This window comes from Nocardia sp. MDA0666 (assembly GCF_003023875.1).
GTDB lineage: Bacteria > Actinomycetota > Actinomycetes > Mycobacteriales > Mycobacteriaceae > Nocardia > Nocardia aobensis.
This window is the reverse complement of record NZ_PYHT01000009.1, coordinates 59,204-77,010: the sequence shown is the minus strand read 5'-3', so window position 1 is coordinate 77,010 and position 17,807 is coordinate 59,204. Positions and strand designations below refer to the sequence as shown.

Genomic DNA, 17,807 nt, shown 5'->3' with positions numbered 1-17,807 from the left:
CGAAGATCCCGGCAGCCGACCGCGCGGCGCGCACGAAGATCGAGGCGGCCGCGCATCCGGACCGGCCCGCTTGCTCGTCATCGCAGCGAGAGAAACCTCGCAGCCCGGCCGCGGCGAATGTGAGATCGGAGCAACCGTCTTTCTACACGGGGCAATCCGTCGGCGACACACAACTAACGGAGGTGAAACACGCCGCTGATTTCCTGTTTTCATGCGAATCTCGTCACTTTTCTCGAAATCGTCCGCAGCCCCGTCCGCGCCCGCTCCGTCGATCTACGAGCAGATCGGCGGGCACGAGGCGTTGGAAACCGTCGTCGAGGACTTCTACGTCCGAGTCCTCGCCGACGAGGACCTCGCCGGCTTCTTCACCGGCACCAACATGTCGAGGTTGAAGGGCCGCCAGGTGGAATTCTTCGCCGCCGCCCTGGGCGGTCCCGAGCCGTACACCGGCGCACCGATGAAGCAGGTGCACCAGGGCCGGGGCATCACCATGCACCACTTCACCCTCGTCGCCGCCCACCTCACCGACGCCCTGGTGGCCGCCGGGGTTCAGGAGCCGACCCTCGGCGAAATCATCGGCGCCATCGCACCTTTGGCACCGGAGATCGCCTCCGACGCACCCGTGTCGTAAGCCGCACCCGCGGGTTGCCGGCGAGAGAGCCCCACCTCCCTGCGCAGGCACACCGCTCCCGGGGCCGCGACTATCGGCGGGACCTCGCCGCGCGGGTGACCTCGCAGGATCGGCCGCCGCCCGCGCCTGCCCGCGCACAGGATCGGCGGCGGCCGAGCGACACACGGACCGGGCAGTCTCCGACAGACGACCCGTAGCCGACCGCGGAAGACACATTGCCGGTGACCATTTATCCGATCTCGACGGAGGCGTCGCCGGACGAGGAGACGATCCGGAACAGCAGGGCGTCCGCCTCGAACAACGCCCAGGAGCGCGTGTCGATCTCGGCCTCTCGCGCGGCGAGTGCGGCCGATACGTCACCACCTCGAAAGGTTCGCAGGGCGGACAGCAGGTCGCGCAGCGCCGGAATGCGATATCCGGCGAGCCGGAGCTGATGCGCGATCCGCGCATCCCGCACATCCTCCGGCGCGTACAGCCGCGCACCGCGCGCCCCGGCCCGGCCGGGCACGACCAGCCCTTCCGCATCCCAGTGCCGCAATGTCGACGGCCGCACACCGAGCGCGCCCGCCAGTTCCGACACCGTCATGGAGTCGGCGGGCTTCGCATCCCCGATCGGTTCCTCCGCGATCGCTTCGGCCGCTCGCTGCGCCAGCCGCAGTTCCCGGCGCTGCGCGTCGAGGCGCGCGTGCGCGGCATCCATCAGCACGGGCAACCGCTGACCGGAATGTGCCTCGCGCAGAACAACTCTCGCCTCCGCGGGCCCGACGGCCGCCGCCACCAGCCGATACGCGCGGGCCGACAGCACATGCACCTCACGGTACGTGCGATAGCCGGACGGACCACGCTCGGCCGCGGGCAGCACGCCGTCGCGTTCGAGGTTGCGTACCTGCTGAACGGAACAGCCGGCCCGCCGCGCCACATCCACGGTCCGCAGACCAGCAGTTTTGCGACTTGCCACTAGCCGGCCTCCCGTTCTGATGGATCAAGTCTCCACAAGCACATGAATGAAACGCTAGAGCTATGGAGATCAACGAGATCATCGAATTCGTCGACAACCTCGGCGGCGTGCTGACGCTGAACCCCGTGCCCGGCGACGGCACCCCCGAAATCAGCTGGGGCGACACCTTCTTCTACTACGCCCCCGACGGCGTAGTCCCCCGCACCCAGCCCTTCGCCACCATCGTCACCAAGAACTATCCGGACGACGAATCATCCCGCCTGGACCGCCCGAACACGTTCCGCCTCAACATCTTCGGGGGCAAAGAGGCCTTCACCGCGCTGACCGGCCACACCCCGCGCGACCACGCCGCGAACCCGGCCGACCCGAGCATCCCCGACACCCTGGTCCCCCACCCCGTCTACGGCGCCCAGGGCTGGCTCGCCGTAGTGAACCCGGGCCGGCACACCGCCACCACGGTCACCCACCTCCTCCATCGTGCCCACCACATCGCGCGCACCCGATATGAACGTCGAGAATCCCACGCCGACAACTGATGTCGTCATCGTCCGACGGTGACCTACTTGCCCAACCACGCCAGCGCGGCCACGACCAGCGCTTCGGTCCCGGTCCGCAATGTGGGCTCGATGACGGGGGCGAAGGACGGCGAGTGGTTGACCGGGATGTCCTGGGCTATCCGTCCCGCCTTCGCCGCTGCCTGGAACGTCTCCGGGTCGATACCGCCGACGCCCCAATAGGTGTAGGGCACGCCGAGGGCGTTCGGGATATCGCTGAAATCCTCACTGGCACTCTGCCGTGGCAGTTCGACGGCGCGGTCGCCGAAGTGAGTGGTGAACGCAGCCGCGACCCGGCGGGTCGTCTCGGCGTCGTTGTCGGTCACCGGGAATCGGTCGAACAGTTCGAATTCCGGGTCCTTCGGGGAGTTCGAGGCCTGGCATTCGGCGGTGACGATCCGGCGGATCGCGTCGAGGATCGTGGTGCGGGTCGATTCGCTGTAGGTGCGCACATTCAGTTGCAGCACAGCATGATCGGAGATGACGTTGCTCTTGGTTCCGGCAGTGATGCTGCCGACGGTCAGCACCGCGGTCTCGGTCGGCGCCACCTCGCGCGAGACCACCATCTGCAACCGCAGCACGATCATCGACGCGAGCACCACCGGATCGACGGTCGCCTGCGGCATCGAGCCGTGCCCGCCGCGCCCGTAGACGGTGATCCGCATACTGTCGGCGGCGGCCAGCATCGGCCCGCCGCCGGTTCCGACGATCCCGGCCGGCGCGGGCAGGACATGCTGGCCCAGCGCGACATCGACCTTCGGCAGCAGCTCGGCCAGACCGTCCTGGACCATCCCGCGCGCCCCGTCGCCGACCTCCTCGGCGGGCTGGAACAGTGCGACGAGCGTGCCCTGCCAGTGATCGGTGTGTTCGGCGAACAGTTGCGCCGCGCCGAGCAGGCAGGTCACGTGCACGTCGTGGCCGCAGGCGTGCATCACCGGGACCTCGTGCCCGCCGGCGTCGGTGGCGGAAACCGAACTGGCATAGGGTAATCCGGTCGCTTCCCGCACCGGCAAGGCGTCGATATCGGCACGCAACAGCACTCCGGCGCCGTCACCGTTGCGCAGGATCCCGACCACCCCGGTTCCGCCGACGCCCTCGCGCACCCCGTACCCCCATGATCGCAACTTCTCGGCTATCAGTCCGGCAGTGCGGTGCTCCTGATGCGACAGTTCCGGATTGGCGTGCAGGTCGCGGTAGAACTCGTGCTGCCACCCGCCGATTCCGTCCAGCCCGGCCAATACCGCTGCTTCCTGCGCAGTCGAGGCCATTACCTCTCCTTTCGCCGTCCGTAACGCAACCGCTCCGGCCAACTCATCTGCTCCGGCAACATCCATCCCCGCCACCGCGCCAGCAGGCACAACCCCGCTCCGACCACGGTTGCCGCGATCGAACCCGCCGTCACGTGCCCGGAATACCAGATGATCACCAGTGTCGCACTGGCCACCAGCGCACACGTGGCATACAGCGTGTTACCCCCGAAAATCGTCGGCACCCGCCCCACGGCGAGATCGCGAACCACTCCGCCGCCGACCGCCGTCGTCGTCCCCAGCAACACCGCCGGCAACCACCCGAGGCCGACTTCGAGCGTCTTCTGCGCACCGACCGCCGCCCAGCAGCCCAGCGCCAGCGAGTCCACCCAGGGAAACAGCCGGTCCCACAACCGGCCCTCGAATCGGAACACGAAGGCGACCAGCGCCCCGATCAGCGCGGTGAGCAGGTAGGTGTAGTCGACCAGCGCCACCGGCGTCCCCCGCTGCAGGAGCGTGTCGCGGATGATGCCGCCGCCCAGTCCCGACGCGGTGGCCAGCACGGCGAATCCGATCGGGTCGAACCGGAACGTGCGCGCCACCGCCCCGCCGAGCATCGCGTTGGCGAACACACCGGTCAGATCCAGCGCGCGCAGCAATTCGGGGACGGTATCCGACACTGCCGCCATCGACCCCGTTCCTTCCGCGATATCCGCCGCATCCGCTATCGGCACGGTACCCGCCGGTCAGCGAATCGCCCGGGAACCGGCGGGCCGCCGTCGCCCGACCGGCCTCGGCACCCTCACGCGAAAACAACGTGAATCCTTTCCCGTCCGCGATCGCTCTCATATCCGTGCGGGCAACCGGCCCGCGGAATGGAAGGAGTCGACATGGTTGTCGCCGTCATCGCCGTGGTGGTCTCGGCCGTACTACTGTGCAGCTGCATGCTGGTCCTGCGACGGAGGCGTAACCGTGGCTGAGTGGACGAGATCGGCGTGGCCCGAACAACATCTGGTCGCGGCGGCCCGCGACGGCGACGAGTCCGCCATCGCCGCACTGGTTTCCGGTTCCTATCCCCACGTCCAGCGCTTCGCCCATTCCTTGTGCGCGACCAGTCAGGACGCCGAGGACGCCGCACAGGAGGCGATGCTGGTCCTGTTCCGCAAGATCGGCACGCTGCGGGCGGCGGGTGCGCTGGCCTCGTGGATGTTCCGCATCGTGCGCAACGAATGCCTGCGGCGGATACGCACCGCCGCGCACCGGGAACCGGACGCGGAGATCGCGGCGGCGTCGGCGGAGGACGATGTGCTGGCCCGGATGGAAATCGAGCGGGTCGCCGGCGCTATCGCCGCCCTGCCCGCCGATCAGCGTCGAGTCCTCATCATGCGTGATGTGCAAGGACTGCCGGGTAGCATGGTCGCCCGCACGCTCGGATTGAGCACGGCGGCAATGAAATCCAGGCTGCACCGAGCGCGGGCCGCCGTCCGCGCCGAACTCGGGATGCCGGATCGAGGTCTACGGCCATGAAGAACGGTGCCGGACAGCAGAAAACGTTCGCCAGCCGCTCGATCCCGGTCCACCTGGCACGCGGGCTGCTCGGGTTCGGCCTGATCGCGGCCTCGATCGCGCTGATTCCCGCAGCAGGACCGGCCGTCCTGCTCCTGCTGCCGGCCGGTGTGGTCGCGCTGCGCGGCTGCCCCACCTGCTGGCTTATCGGCCTGGCGCAGACGGTGTCACGCGGCAGAATCGAACGACAGTGCGTGGAAGGCCAGTGCCGGATGCGCGTGTAACCGCTACACACCTTTCCCCATCTCTGGCCGGTCTCGCCGGATTGACAGCCGTCGGCACGCGGATTCAAGATCGACCGACAGCTGTAGAAGTGCTCGCCGAGGGACGCAAAGCTGTTGCGCCCCTTGGCGAATCTTTCGAGTATGGGTTTCGGTGAATGGTTGAGGTAGTAACAGCGCGGCCGGAAACCACCGGCCCGCAGCGGGAGAACCTGCGGCAGCGACGCGGGCGATCATGGTGGGGCGCGGCGGCCGCGGTGACGAGCGGCGTGCTGTTACTGGTGTGGCAGGCGGCGCAGTACGGCATCTGGCTGGTGGACGACGCGGGAATCACGTTCGCCTACGCACGCAGTGTCGCCGAGGGGGCGGGGCCGGTGCTGCAGCCCGGGGCGCAACCGGTGGAAGGATTTTCCGATCCCACCTGGCTCGCGGTGCTGGTGCTGGGCAAATGGTGCGGCCTGTTCGACTCCGGCTCCCTGTTCGGCATTCCCGATTTCGTCTTCTACCCCAAGGCGATCGCGGCACTGTGCTGCGCCGGGATCCTCCTCTGCTGTTACGTCGCCGCGCGGCGGGTGTCGCGATGGCCCGCGGTGGTGACCTTCGTCACCGGCGCCGTGCTCGCCGCGATTCCGTCGTTCGTGATCTGGTGCTTCTCCGGCCTGGAGAACTCACTCTTCGCGCTCGCGGCATGCGCCCTCGCCGTCCGCCTGTTCCTGGCGGTGCTGGACGACCGATTGTGGACACCCACGGTGGCCGTAACCGCCGGTGCGCTAGCGGCATTCGCGGCGTTGACCCGCCCCGACGGCCTGATCTACCTCGCCGCGTACCCCCTGGTTTCGGTGATCCTCGTTCGTCGTGCCACCTGGCCCGTCGCCGTGCGTCACGTGGTGTATTCCGTTGTGGCGTTCGCGATTCCGTTCGGGGCGTATCTGGTGTGGCGGATCACCGAGTTCGGCCGGCTCGTCGCGAATACGGCGGTCGCCAAGAATCAGGCGATGCCGACCGTGCACGACCTGACCAGGGCCGGTGATCTGGTGCAGTATGCGGGCGCACCCGCCGTGGTCGCGGCCGTCGGCGTGGTCGGATTCGCCCTGGCCGGCCCGGGCAGAATCCGTCACGGCCTGGTCGCCCTGCTGGTTCCGCTGACGCTGGCGATAACGGGCTACTGTGTGCTGCAACCGGATTGGATGGAGCAGTTCCGGTTCGCCACTCCGGTGTGGGCACTCGCCGCGCTCGTCGTCGCGCTCTCGGCGACGGAGGTGCTCGCCCGGCTGCGCGCCCGGGGCCGGGCGCTGGTCGCGCTGACGCTGGTCGCCGCCATGATCCCGTCCGGCGTGGCCCTGGCGGATGCCGCGCAATCCTATCGGGCCGATTCGGATATCCCGTTGTGCTGGATAGCGTTTCGCTTCGGACGCTACTTCAACGGCTACGCCGACATCCTCGACCTGCAGCAGGGCACACTGCTGGCGCCCGACATGGGCGGAAGCGCACTGACCTCCCGACTCCGGCTGATCGATATGGCCGGACTCGCCGACGCGCGGATCGCGGACATCTACGCCGGCAAGGCCGACATCGGCCTGTCCGACTACGTCTTCGAGGACCTGAAGCCCACCTTCGTCCACACCCACGGCGTCTGGATGCAGAACGGACTCACCGTCGATCCCCGCATGGACCGCGACTACTACCGGATCCAGCAGTCGCAGAACACCGCCAGCCCGGACGAGGACTGGGTCCGCAAGGATGTGGTGCGCGGCGACAGACAACTCGCGCAACTGCGCCGGTACTCGAGCGAGGTCCTGCCGCATCTGTTGTCCGACTACCAGAAGACCGGTGACTGCGGAACGGTGCTGCGACCGGGTCAGACGGTGGAGCGCAGCCGGGAGGGGAACGCTTCCTAGCGCGCGACGGACGCCGTTCCCCGCCCCGAATCCGGCAAACCGTTACGGTTGTCCTGTGACCGGCACGTGGACCGCACTCAACCCGACGAGTGGATCCTCCCTGCTGGCCAACTTCGGCGCGCTGGCCGTCCTGGTCGGGACCTTCGCCGAGTCCGGGTTGCTGGTCGTCGGCTTCTTCCTTCCGGGCGACACCCTGATCTTCCCCGCCGGCATCCTGTGCGCGGGCGGGTCCCATTCCGGACCCCATCTCATCCTGTGGCAGGTATTGCTCTGCGCCGCACTAGGTTCGATCGTGGGAGCGCAGGCCGGGTACACATTCGGCAAGCACGGCGGCCGCGCCGTTCTCCAGCGCACGACTAACTCCCGCCTGCACACCGTCGTGGCCCGCGGCGAACGCTGGCTCGACCGGTACGGCGCGCGCCGGGCGATCGTGATCGGCCGATTCGTGCCGATGGTCCGGACGGTCATCAGCCCGGTCGCCGGTGTGCTCGACGTGCCCACCCGCACCTTCACGCTGTGGCAGATCGTCGGCGCGATCGTGTGGTCGCAGAGTCTGGTCCTGCTGGGTTATTGGCTAGGGGCGTCGGTGCCGAATGTCGACAAATATCTGCTGCCGGCGGTCGCGGTCATCGTCGTGGTGTCGATGCTGCCGCTGCTGGGGCAGCTGCGTAAACGCGCATAAGTCACTCCGACGTATTCCCCCGCCGCGGGCGCGGCCCGATCTGATCGAGCAGATCGTTGACCTCGTCGCCGAAACCGTTGCCGACCGGCTTCGGCGTCTTGTTGGGAAACCGGCGCGTCACATGTTCCTCGGCCGCGGATCCCGGTAGCACATAGACGGTTTCGGATTTGTTCTGCAACGGACGCACCACTTCGTCGAGATGCGTTTTCCGGTCGTCGATAAAGGCGCCGATCACGTCTTCACCGGCCGGGCATACGGCCATGCAGTAGCCGGCCTTGTAGTTGGGTTTGAACGACAGGCTCTGCCACATCGAGAACGACTCGCCCCGGGTCACGCGCTCGCGGTAGTCGTCGCGGCCGGCGCTGTCGGCGACGTTTTCGGCCCAGTCGGTGAAGCCGCCCATGAACTCGCGATAGTTGTGGGTGTAGCAGGCTTGGAAATCGAAACCACCGTCGTTGGTGATCGCGCCGACCGGGCACGCGGAGACGCACAACTTGCATTCCAGGCACGGGCTGAAGTCCAGTGCCGTACTCGGCTCGTCGACGACGGCGTCGGTCACCACGGTGCCGAGCAAAATGAAGTTGCCGAACTTCGGATGAATCACGTTGCGGTGAATTCCCATGACGCCCAGGCCCGCGGCCTCGGCCACCACCTTGTGCGCGAGCACCCATATCCGTCCCGGGAACTGTTCGACCTCCATCGGATAGCCGGGCGCCGGGTAGACCGCGCGATAGCCGGCCTCCTCGAGGGCCCGGGTGATGCGCCGCGACACCACATTCGTCTCGTCGTCGGCATGGTTGAACTCGGCATTGGCGAGGCTGCGCATCGGGCTGCGCAGATTGTCGCGGTTCATCCGGATGCAGAAGGCCACGAAGGTGCGGGCGGACGGCAGAATGCCGCGCGCGTGCTCGCGCTCCTCCGCGACCTTCGGATCCTCGACGGAGACGAAGCCCACGTCGTCGGCACCGGCGGCGAGACAGATCTCGCGCAGCCGCGCGGCGGTCAGCACCGGATCGGGTGCCTTTCGCCCTTGGGCGGCAAGGTTTTTCACGGTCGGATGCTCCGCGTAGCGCCCTGCCTCGGTCGGCTCCCGGTCAGTTGACGACATCGCGCCCTCCTATCTCCACGAGACGTTATGGCCTCGAAGAGATAGACGAATCCGGTCGCCGGAATTCATCGCCGGTAATCGCCGCGGCAGCAGACGTTATCGAAACGCAATCCGATCCCGACTCGAAGATCACTGCACAGCAACGGCTTTGGAACCTCAGCCGAATTGGCGCCGGACCGCGGCGACGAGCCACTGTTCGTAGCGTTCCATACTCCATCCGCCCTGCAGGACGAGCTGCTGGTGACTTTCGGGCGACCAGAGGAAGGACAGCTCGTCGGCCGCGGTCTCGGGATCGGTGCCGTCTCGGGCTATTCCGCGTTCGAGCAACATGCCGATCACGTTGCGGTAGTCCTGTTTGCGGCGCGTCAGCAGTCCGGCCAGCGCCTCGGCGACGGCGGTATCGGCGTTCGCCGCGCTCAGGAACTCCGTCCACAGCACGCTGGTGCGGGCGTTGGCCGCGGCGACGAACCCGGCGGCCGCTCGCAGGAAACCCTCCTGGTCGGCGATGGCGTTGACCTCGGCCGCGGCATCGCTGTCCGATACCGGCGCCTCCCCCTCTTCTCCCGCGAATGCCTGCTCGAAGGCGCCCAGCAGCAGATTGCGTTTGGGGCCGTTGGCCTTCACGGTCTCGGTCGACACTCCGGCGCGCGACCCGATATCGGACAGCGACGTGCCGCTGTAGCCGCGCTCCACGAAGCAGGCGGCCGCGGCCTCGAGCACGCGGCGGCGGGTGGCCGCGGCCTGTTCGCTGCGCAGGGCGGATCGATAGGTCCGTGTTGCGGTCTTGTCGCTCATCCCAATTCCTAATTGACTACCCCGGCGAGGTAGTGAATACTTCATCGGTGTCACCAATCTTACGTCGCTTCACACTCGGGAAGACCTGCCCATGACCTCCGTTCTCCTGACCGCCACACCCGTGCGCAGCCATGTCACGCCTCTGCTGTCCGTCGCGGAGGCACTCATCGCCGCGGGTGACCGCGTGCGGTTCCTCACCGGCACCCGCTTCCGCGACGACGTCCTGGCCACCGGCGCCGAATTCCTGCCCCTTCCACCCGAGGCGGACTACGACGATCGCGATATCGACGCGGCCTTCCCCGGACGTCGCGGACTGTCGGGCCCCGCTGGGATTCGCTACGACATGATCGAGATCTTCCTCCGCCCGGTGCCCGCCCAGCTGCGAGCGGTCCGCGAGGCCATCGCCGCCGAGCCCACCGATGCCGTTCTCGCCGAGTCGATGTTCGCCGCCGCCGCGGTGTTCAGCGGTATTCCGCGCACGGAGCGGCCACTGCTGGTCAATCTGGGCATTCTGCCGCTCGCGCTGAAGCATCCGGACGTCGCGCCGTTCGGTCTCGGGATCGCACCGATGCGCGGACCGCTGGGGCGCCTGCGCAACGCGGTGCTCACCCTCGGCGCGGAGAAGGGCGTGTTCGCTCCCGTCCAGCGCTTCGCGAACGAGATCGCGCGCGCCGAGACCGGTCACGCACTGCCGCGGTTCTTCCTCGACTGGCCGGCCGGAGCCGACCACATCGTGCAGTTCACCGTCCCCGAATTCGAATACGTGCGCCGCGGCCTGCCCGACACCGTGCATTTCGTCGGGCCGGTGGCCCGGTCGCGGCCGTCGGCGATGCCGGTGCCCGAGTGGTGGGACGATCTCGCCGGCCGCCGCGTCGTGCACGTGACACAGGGCACGGTCGCCACCGGCGAATGGAATCTGATCGAACCCACGGTGCGCGCACTCGCCCACGACGACGTGATCGTCGTGGTCAGCACCGGCGGACGACCGGTCGACACACTGCCGAACGACCTGCCCGCCAATGTGCGCGTCGCCGAATTCCTCCCCTACGACCGGTTACTGCCGCAGACCGACGTCTTCGTCACCAATGGGGGCTACGGCGGGGTGCACTACGCGCTCGAACACGGCGTACCGATCGTGGTCGCGGGCCGCACCGAGGACAAGACGGAGGTCAGTGCGCGGGTGGCCTGGTCCGGAGTCGGCATCGACCTGCGCACCGACAATCCCACGCCGGACAAGGTCGCCGCCGCGGTCCGCACCGCCTTGAACGACGAGCGCTATCGTCTGCGCGCCAAGGCTATCGGCGACTCGATCCGTCGATCGCCCGGTCCCGACGCCGTGCACGGCATCATCGCCGACGCGGTGCGGTCCGCCGGCCGGCAGCGGGCGTAGAGCTACCGGCGTCCGTCCGGTTATCAGGTCGAGGTGGCGGCGTTCGAGATCACCGGCCATGGCGGCGCGGACCTGGTTGCTACGAGTCGGTGAAATACCGGAGTAGTCAGCCTCCGAAGCTGGATCCGGTCGTTCGATGCCCAGCCGTGCGGGCTACGAACCCCACGCGGTTCACGCGTCCGCCACTCATACTGTCGCTCGCTTGCTTCCCAATCCTCTTCTCCCGCCCATGAAGTGCCGACCAGCATCCGGATGTAGACGATCCTTTCGCGGAACCACCCGGCGGCTGGAAACCGTCCAGAATCACCACGGCCGATGATCAGCGCGTCCAGCCGTGCACCCTGTGACACACCGATCATCGCAAGGCTCTGCATTTCTCACATCGCCTCATAAGGCCAATTCATTTCGTCCACATCATCTTTCACTTCATCCGACCCTGCACTTTCCGCGGGCCGGACGATCCGTCGCACCCGTTTCGGGCCGCAACCCAACAAGGAGAGAAACCATGACCCTCCCGCACGAAGCCCTCCGCCGCGCGAACAGCAGACCCGGCGTGGTCGATCGAAACGCTGAGTTACCGAATATCTTTCGCAACCTCGACGACCTCGCGGCGGCACTGTCCGGCGCCCTCATCCGATCCACGGATGCCGAATGGGACCAAGCCCGCGCCGCATGGCAATTGCTGGCCGACCAGCGACCGATCGCCGTGGTGACCGCGGCGACCACCGACGATGTGGCACTCACCGTCCGCGCCGCCGCCGCACTCGGACTGCGGGTCGCCCCGCAATCCACCGGCCACAACGCCACCCCGCTGGGCGACCTCACACGCACGATCCTGCTGCGCACCGGCGCACTCGATCGCATCGAGATCGACGCCGACGCGCGCATCGCGCAGGTCGGCGCCGGCACCCGTTGCGCCGATCTCACCGCCGCCGCGGCATCCGCGGGCCTCGTACCGATCGGCGGTTTCTCCGCGGACGTCGGCGTGGTCGGCCTCGTGTTGGGTGGTGGCCTCGGCTGGTTCGCGCGCTCACACGGCCCCGCCCGAGCCTCGGTTCTCGCGCTCGAACTCGTGACCGGCGACGGCGTGATCCGCCGCGTCCGCGCCGGCGAGGACCTGTTCGATTCGGCCCTCGCCGGCGCCGATATCGCGGTGATCACCGCGCTCACATTGCGACTGCACGCCATCGATGACGTGGTCGCCGGCGCTTTGTTCTGGCCGGTCGAATCGACCCACGACATCTTCCACGCCTGGACGGCATGGACCGCGACGATGCCCGAGACCGTGACCTCCGTGGTACGAGTACTGCGCTTCCCCGACGCGCCCGACGCCCCACCGATGTTCGCCGGACGGGCCTTCGCGATCATCGAGGCCGTCATACAAGCCGACGCGGCGACGGCACACGATCTGCTCGCTCCGCTGCGTGAATTGTCCCCTCTTGTCGACACATTCGATGTCGTCGCACCGACGGCGCTCGCCGGTCTGCATATGGATCCGCCGGTTCCGGTCCCGGCGCTCGGGTGCAGCGCGCTGCTCCGGACGCTCCCCGCAGAGGTGGTGGACGCGATCGTCACCGCGGTGACCGACGGTCCCGCCGACACACTCACCTCGGTCGAACTGCGCCACCTCGGCGGTGCTCTGGACCGCACCGAAGCGAGCCCGACCCGCGGATCCGCAGCACTGTTGTTCGCCGTCGCCGTAGTTCCCGCCCCGGGCGCGGCCGAAGCGGCCGCAACCGGGTTCCAGACACTGACGGCTGCCGTCGCCACCGTCCGATCGGATCGTGACATCAGCAGCTTCACCGAAAGCGCAGCGGCGCCGGAGCGCTTGTTCGGCTCCGACCTGCCGCGATGGGTAGCCGCGAAGGACCGCTGGGACGCGGCAGACGTGATTCACGCCAATCATCGCGTGCGAGACCCGTTCGGGGACTAAGGTTTCCGAGCGAATTACGCCGGCGGTCCGGCACAGCCACCGCCCCGGCTGCCAGAGGGGTGCAGCCGGGGCACCCATGCCGGAACAGCGGCCCGGTAGTTCTCGTACTGCTCGCCATACCGCGCCGCCAGAGTCGGCTGCTCGTAGGTGACGACGAACAGAGCCGTCGCCGCCCAGACGAGAGCAGCGTAGATCAGCAGCGCGATCTGGCCGAACAGCAACCATTGACCGGTGATGATCATGACGACACCGAGGTACATCGGATTTCGGACATAGCGATTGAATCCGCTCACGACCAGCGTCTCGGTGGGCGCGAGCGGTGCGGGTGTTCCTGCGGCACGGGCGAATTCGATGAACGCACCGATCAGCGGTATCAGCCCCACGCCGATCACCACGGCGCCCAGAATACGCGCGGCGAGCGAGGGCTGATGGAACTCCCAGCGCGAAATCCACCACGGAACAAGGCCCGCGACTGTCCCCGGGGTGAGTACGAAGAAGACGAGAGTGCCGACGGCGGCATGGGATTTACGCATGACAACCACCTCATTGCGCAGGGTTCCTGCGCAAATTATAGGCAGGTAGCCTGCATACTGTCCAGTGCACGTCTCGACAGGAGGCAGCAGTGAATCAGCCGCTCGTCGCGCTGTTGCGCGGTATCAGCGCGACCATTGTCAGCGAACTCGTCACGACACTGCATGCCGCCGGATATCCCGACATCACCGCCGCCCACCACCCGGTCTTCTACCACCTCGATTCGGACGGCACCCGCCTCACCACCCTGGCCGCCCGCGCCGGTATCACCCATCAATCGATGGGCGAACTCGTTGCCAACCTGGTAGATCTGGGTTACCTTGCCCGACAACCCGACCCGTCGGATCGCCGGGCACGACTGATCGTTCTGACCGAGAAGGGTGAGCGCGCCGTCCACATCGCTCGCGCCGCTGTCTCCGACATCGACCGAGCGTGGTACGCCCGGTTGGAGGCCGCAGGGATACAGGGTGATCTCCGGACCGCGCTCACAGCCGCGCTACGGGAAGCTCGAGAGAACTTACAGATCCCTGATTAGAGTCCGCTGGGTGTTACCGGGATCGTCCAGTGGATAGGCGAACGTGGGTACACCGTGCGGCATCGCACGGGCGAGGATCACCGGGTCGTTCTTGCCTATCCGCGCGGTGAGCCGGAACCCGTTGCGGTCGTCGGAGTTGTTCTGGGGTTCGAAAGCGACACAGGCGAATCCGGCGTCGGCGCACGAGGCCGCGGCCAGCCGGTCCAGCTCGGCGGAGACCGCCTGCCATTCGTCTCTGCCGACGTATTGGCGCATCACCGAATGCCACACCACGGTCAGCGTGCCGGGCTCCACCTCGATGCCGGCGAGGAAGTCACGAGCGCCGGTCACGGCGATATCGACGGGGATCTTCTCCGCCAGTCGCAACGCTCCGTCGAGCCGGGCCGCACGCGCCTGCTGATCGGGCCAGACATAGGCGCGCAGCGCGAGTGCATCGCCCGGCGACAACGGATCCAGCGGCGTCGGATCGCACCCGCGCCGCTCGACGACCGTGATCCGCGGATGACGTCGCACCGCGCCGGCCAGCCACTGCGGGACCGGCCCTCGCCACGCGTCCGCGATCGTGACCGGTGAATCCTCCGGCCCCCAGCCGATATCGCCACTGTCCCACCGGAAATGGTCGGCACGCAGATTGAGCCCGCCGCTGGCGCCCAGCTCGAGCAACCGGATCGGCAGTGGCGTCACATCGACCGCCGCGAGCAGCCCGGCCAGCAGCGGAACGGCCCGACCGACCTCGTTGGTCTGCGGCGGACGAGTCAGCCAGTCGCGAATCCATTCGGCCCGATCGGCCACGACCTGCCGGAACGGATCCCACGCGCCGGCGGGATCGTGGGCCCGCACTCTCGCTCCCGAGCTGGGATAGAAGGGAGCGAGATCGCTTGCGGCGCCGGACAATACCAGCGCGTGCACACCGGCCAGCAAGCGCAACGGCACCGCGGAGTCGAAGTCGATGTCCTCGTAGCCCTCCAGAACTGCGGCGCAGGGGCCGTGATCGTCGATATCGCGCGCGATGTCGCGCAGCAGGGAGCCGTACAGCGGTGAACCGAGCTTGTCGCAGGCCTTGGCTTGCAACTCGAATTGCGATACCAGATGCATGAGTGAACTGTGCGCCGCCGCCCAGCCGTAATCAATATTGATTATGGTCAACCCATGGAGTGGATGGACACCGCCGACGCCACCGAACGGCTCGGGGTGAAGCCCGCGACCCTCTACGCCTACGTCAGCCGCGGGGTGCTGAAACGCCGCTACGACCCGGTCCGGCGGCGCAGCCTCTTCGATCCGGCGGAGATCGAGGCGCTGGCCCGGCGGGGCAAACCCCGCCGTAAACCCGCGCCGACCGAAATCGATATCGCCTCCCGCATCACCACCTTGGGCACCGACCGGCCATATTTCCGCGGTCGCGACGCCGTCGAACTGGCCGCATCGCACAGCTTCGAGGCCGTCGCCGAATGGTTGTGGGACGGCGACCTCATCGACAGCGGCCCCTGGGAATCCTCCGAGAAGGCGGTGGCAGCCGCACGCGCGACACAGGCCGACCTGCCCGAGGGCCTGTTGCCGATCGACCGGCTGCAACTCATCGTGACCACCCTGGCCGTCGGCGACCCGCTGCGTTTCCACCGCGACCGCGCAACCGTCGTCACCATCGCGCGCGCCGTGATCGCCGGCATGATCGAGGCCCTCCCGCAACTATCCATCCCGGTCGGCCGCTCCGCCGCCGCGATGCTCTGGTCACGACTGTCGGCCTCCGCGCCCGCCGGAGGCGACGAGTTGCGAATACTATGCGCGGCAATGGTTCTGCTGGCCGATCACGAGCTGGCGTCCTCCACCTTCGCGGCCCGGATCGCGGCCTCGGCGCACGCCGACCCCTATGCCGTCGTCGGCTGCGGTCTCGGGGTTCTCGGTGGTCCGATGCACGGCGGCGCCTCGCTGGCGGTGGAGCGGATGCTCGCCGACATCACCGATCCCCGCGCCGTACCCACGGCGCTGGACGAGCGTCTGCGTCGCGGTGAACGCATTCCCGGCGCCGGCCACGCCGTCTATCGATCAGGCGACGCACGCGGCACCTACGTGGTGGATGCGATCCGTACCCTCGCGCCGGATCATCCGGCTCTGCTTGTGGCCGAGGCGATTTCGGCCGAACTGCGGCACCGGCGGTTGCCCGCGATCAACAGTGATTTCGGACTCGGCGTTCTCGCCACGGTATTCGGCATGATTCCCGGTGCGGGCGAAATCATCTTCGCCGTCGCGCGAACGGCGGGCTGGCTGGCCCACGCGATGGAGGAGTACGAATCCGGGACGCTCATCCGCCCTCGCGCGGTCCCACGACACCGAAGACATCACGAACCGGCGATCGGACAGCCGTAGCCGCTAAGATTCGAGGACATCCCCGAAGCGGCACAAGACATACAGGGAGGGCAGTGATGCGAGAGGTCTTGGTCGCCGAAGTCCGGTCGGATTCACAGCCCCGGCGCAATCAGAAGGCGCGAGCGAGTGACAACTTCTCGTTCGCGTCCGTGCCGGCGGAAGCGGAAGAACTGCTCTGGCGGACCGGGCCCGGCACCGAAGTGATCAAGTTCAGCGTGATGGTCGACGTCCGGGCCAACTACGACCAGCGCGTCCTCTCGAACATCGTCTCCGGCGGCAGAACCCGGATGCCGCTGGAACGGAAGTCGTTGTCGCGCCGCGGTTTCTACATCGCCGATCCTTCCGGCGCGACGCAGGAATTCGTCGTGCAGGTGTATGCCCTGATCCCCGACTGAGTCGTCGACGCCGGCACCGCTGTTCCGCTAACCTCGGCAACCGTGCCTCCCTACCCCGCGATCGACCCGTACGCCGACGGCCTGCTCGAGGTGGGCCAAGGAAATCAGGTGTACTGGTGCGCCAGCGGTAACCCCGCTGGCCGGCCGGTGTTGGTGGTGCACGGCGGACCGGGCAGCGGTAGCGGCCCCGGGCCACGAAAGTCGTTCGACCCGAACGTCTTCCGGATCGTGCAGTTCGACCAGCGCGGTTGTGGCCGGAGCATTCCGAGCGCTGCCGACCCGGACACCGACATGTCGGTGAACACCACCGAGCACCTCATCGCGGATATGGAGCGGCTGCGCACCCATCTCGGCGTCGACCGCTGGCTGCTGTACGGCGGATCCTGGGGTTCGACGCTCATCCTCGCCTACGCCGAGCGGTACCCGGAGCGGGTCACCGGGATCGTGTTGGTCGGCATCACCACCACCCGACGCCGCGAAATCGACTGGCTGTACCGGGGTGTCGCACAGCTGCTGCCCGCGGAGTGGGAGCGGTTCCGGGCGGGGCTGCCCGGCGACGGTGACCTGGTCGACGGTTACCGGCAGCTACTCGAACACCGGGACCCGGAGGTGCGCCGCAGCGCCGCGATCGAGTGGTGCCGCTGGGAAGACGCGGTGATCGCGCACGAATCCCTCGGCCGCCCAGGGCAATACAGTGCCAAGCCGGACGCGGCCATGCTCGCCTTCGTCCGGATCTGCACTCACTACTTCGCGCACGCGGCGTGGCTCGATGAAGGCGTGCTGCTGCGCGAGGCCGGGCGGCTGGCCGGAATCCCCGGTGAACTGATCCACGGCCGCCTCGATCTCAGCGCACCCCTGGAAACCGCCTGGGAACTGGCGAAAGTCTGGCCCGACGCCCGCTTGCACGTCATCGACGACTCCGGCCACACGGGCAGCCCCGCCATGAGCGAAGCGATTGCACGCGCCATCGCCCGCTTCGCACAACCCGACGTCTGATCA

19 protein-coding genes are annotated in these 17,807 nt (G+C 67.7%); 12 read left to right on the top strand and 7 right to left on the bottom strand.

What is annotated here, in order from left to right; genetic code table 11:
- Positions 1-211 precede the first annotated feature (211 nt).
- A complete protein-coding gene (locus tag C8258_RS15260; protein WP_106955754.1) occupies positions 212-631 on the top strand; it encodes a group 1 truncated hemoglobin in 420 nt (139 codons plus the stop codon).
- 229 nt (positions 632-860) lie between these two features.
- Here C8258_RS15260 and C8258_RS15255 read toward each other — a convergent pair whose 3' ends face one another.
- The gene (locus C8258_RS15255; RefSeq protein WP_106955753.1) at positions 861-1,589 is read right to left on the bottom strand and encodes a MerR family transcriptional regulator; all 729 of its coding nucleotides are present in this window, start codon (positions 1,587-1,589) and stop codon (positions 861-863) included.
- A gap of 62 nt (positions 1,590-1,651) precedes the next feature.
- Between C8258_RS15255 and C8258_RS15250 the strand changes: the two genes are divergently transcribed.
- Positions 1,652-2,125: a DUF6194 family protein gene (locus C8258_RS15250; protein WP_106955752.1), complete on the top strand. Its 474-nt coding sequence runs from the start codon at positions 1,652-1,654 to the stop codon at positions 2,123-2,125.
- A gap of 23 nt (positions 2,126-2,148) precedes the next feature.
- Here C8258_RS15250 and C8258_RS15245 read toward each other — a convergent pair whose 3' ends face one another.
- Both C8258_RS15245 and C8258_RS15240 read right to left on the bottom strand, forming a co-directional pair.
- Positions 2,149-3,411: an amidohydrolase gene (locus C8258_RS15245; RefSeq protein ID WP_106955751.1), complete on the bottom strand. Its 1,263-nt coding sequence runs from the start codon at positions 3,409-3,411 to the stop codon at positions 2,149-2,151.
- The gene (locus C8258_RS15240; protein ID WP_106955836.1) at positions 3,411-4,079 is read right to left on the bottom strand and encodes a trimeric intracellular cation channel family protein; all 669 of its coding nucleotides are present in this window, start codon (positions 4,077-4,079) and stop codon (positions 3,411-3,413) included. Before C8258_RS15240 ends, C8258_RS15245 begins: the two co-directional genes overlap by 1 nt.
- Before the next feature lie 283 nt (positions 4,080-4,362).
- Between C8258_RS15240 and C8258_RS15235 the strand changes: the two genes are divergently transcribed.
- From C8258_RS15235 to C8258_RS15220, 4 genes are all read left to right on the top strand, one after another.
- Positions 4,363-4,917 carry an RNA polymerase sigma factor gene (locus C8258_RS15235; protein ID WP_106955750.1) on the top strand — a complete coding sequence of 185 codons (555 nt, stop codon included), beginning with the start codon at positions 4,363-4,365 and terminating at the stop codon, positions 4,915-4,917.
- The gene (locus C8258_RS15230) at positions 4,914-5,180 is read left to right on the top strand and encodes a hypothetical protein (protein WP_106955749.1); all 267 of its coding nucleotides are present in this window, start codon (positions 4,914-4,916) and stop codon (positions 5,178-5,180) included. Before C8258_RS15235 ends, C8258_RS15230 begins: the two co-directional genes overlap by 4 nt.
- Positions 5,181-5,335: 155 nt before the next feature.
- Complete coding sequence (locus C8258_RS15225; protein WP_233225105.1) at positions 5,336-7,075, top strand: hypothetical protein; 1,740 nt, start codon at positions 5,336-5,338, stop codon at positions 7,073-7,075.
- A gap of 55 nt (positions 7,076-7,130) precedes the next feature.
- Positions 7,131-7,757 (top strand): DedA family protein, encoded by a 627-nt coding sequence (locus C8258_RS15220; protein WP_106955748.1) that lies wholly within the window; start codon positions 7,131-7,133, stop codon positions 7,755-7,757.
- 1 nt (position 7,758) lies between these two features.
- Here the strand turns inward: C8258_RS15220 and C8258_RS15215 are convergent, their stop codons facing one another.
- Both C8258_RS15215 and C8258_RS15210 read right to left on the bottom strand, forming a co-directional pair.
- Entirely contained in the window at positions 7,759-8,865 is a 1,107-nt protein-coding gene (locus C8258_RS15215) for a 4Fe-4S binding protein (RefSeq protein WP_106955747.1), read from the bottom strand.
- Positions 8,866-9,021: 156 nt separating this feature from the next.
- Positions 9,022-9,660, bottom strand: a complete 639-nt coding sequence (locus tag C8258_RS15210; RefSeq protein WP_063008163.1) for a TetR/AcrR family transcriptional regulator — start codon at positions 9,658-9,660, stop codon at positions 9,022-9,024.
- A gap of 91 nt (positions 9,661-9,751) precedes the next feature.
- Here C8258_RS15210 and C8258_RS15205 point away from each other — a divergent pair, with 91 nt between their 5' ends.
- Positions 9,752-11,050: a glycosyltransferase gene (locus C8258_RS15205; RefSeq protein WP_106955746.1), complete on the top strand. Its 1,299-nt coding sequence runs from the start codon at positions 9,752-9,754 to the stop codon at positions 11,048-11,050.
- A 505-nt stretch (positions 11,051-11,555) separates the two neighbouring features.
- Positions 11,556-12,983, top strand: coding sequence for an FAD-binding oxidoreductase (locus tag C8258_RS15200; protein WP_106955745.1), 1,428 nt, complete (start codon positions 11,556-11,558; stop codon positions 12,981-12,983).
- Positions 12,984-12,997: 14 nt separating this feature from the next.
- Here the strand turns inward: C8258_RS15200 and C8258_RS15195 are convergent, their stop codons facing one another.
- Positions 12,998-13,516: an isoprenylcysteine carboxylmethyltransferase family protein gene (locus C8258_RS15195; RefSeq protein ID WP_106955744.1), complete on the bottom strand. Its 519-nt coding sequence runs from the start codon at positions 13,514-13,516 to the stop codon at positions 12,998-13,000.
- 89 nt (positions 13,517-13,605) lie between these two features.
- On the opposite strand from C8258_RS15195, the gene C8258_RS15190 reads away from it, so the two are divergent.
- Complete coding sequence (locus C8258_RS15190) at positions 13,606-14,049, top strand: MarR family winged helix-turn-helix transcriptional regulator (RefSeq protein WP_106955743.1); 444 nt, start codon at positions 13,606-13,608, stop codon at positions 14,047-14,049.
- Here the strand turns inward: C8258_RS15190 and C8258_RS15185 are convergent.
- Entirely contained in the window at positions 14,032-15,144 is a 1,113-nt protein-coding gene (locus tag C8258_RS15185; protein ID WP_106955742.1) for a DUF2332 domain-containing protein, read from the bottom strand. The two genes, C8258_RS15190 and C8258_RS15185, sit on opposite strands and share 18 nt — an antisense overlap.
- 54 nt (positions 15,145-15,198) lie before the next feature.
- Between C8258_RS15185 and C8258_RS15180 the strand changes: the two genes are divergently transcribed.
- From C8258_RS15180 to pip, 3 genes are read left to right on the top strand one after another with little or no spacing between them, the layout of a single operon-like run.
- Entirely contained in the window at positions 15,199-16,413 is a 1,215-nt protein-coding gene (locus C8258_RS15180; RefSeq protein ID WP_106955741.1) for a citrate synthase, read from the top strand.
- Positions 16,414-16,469: 56 nt separating this feature from the next.
- Positions 16,470-16,808 (top strand): hypothetical protein, encoded by a 339-nt coding sequence (locus C8258_RS15175; RefSeq protein WP_106955740.1) that lies wholly within the window; start codon positions 16,470-16,472, stop codon positions 16,806-16,808.
- A gap of 42 nt (positions 16,809-16,850) precedes the next feature.
- The gene (gene pip, locus C8258_RS15170) at positions 16,851-17,804 is read left to right on the top strand and encodes a prolyl aminopeptidase (RefSeq protein WP_106955739.1); all 954 of its coding nucleotides are present in this window, start codon (positions 16,851-16,853) and stop codon (positions 17,802-17,804) included.
- Positions 17,805-17,807: the final 3 nt, after the last annotated feature.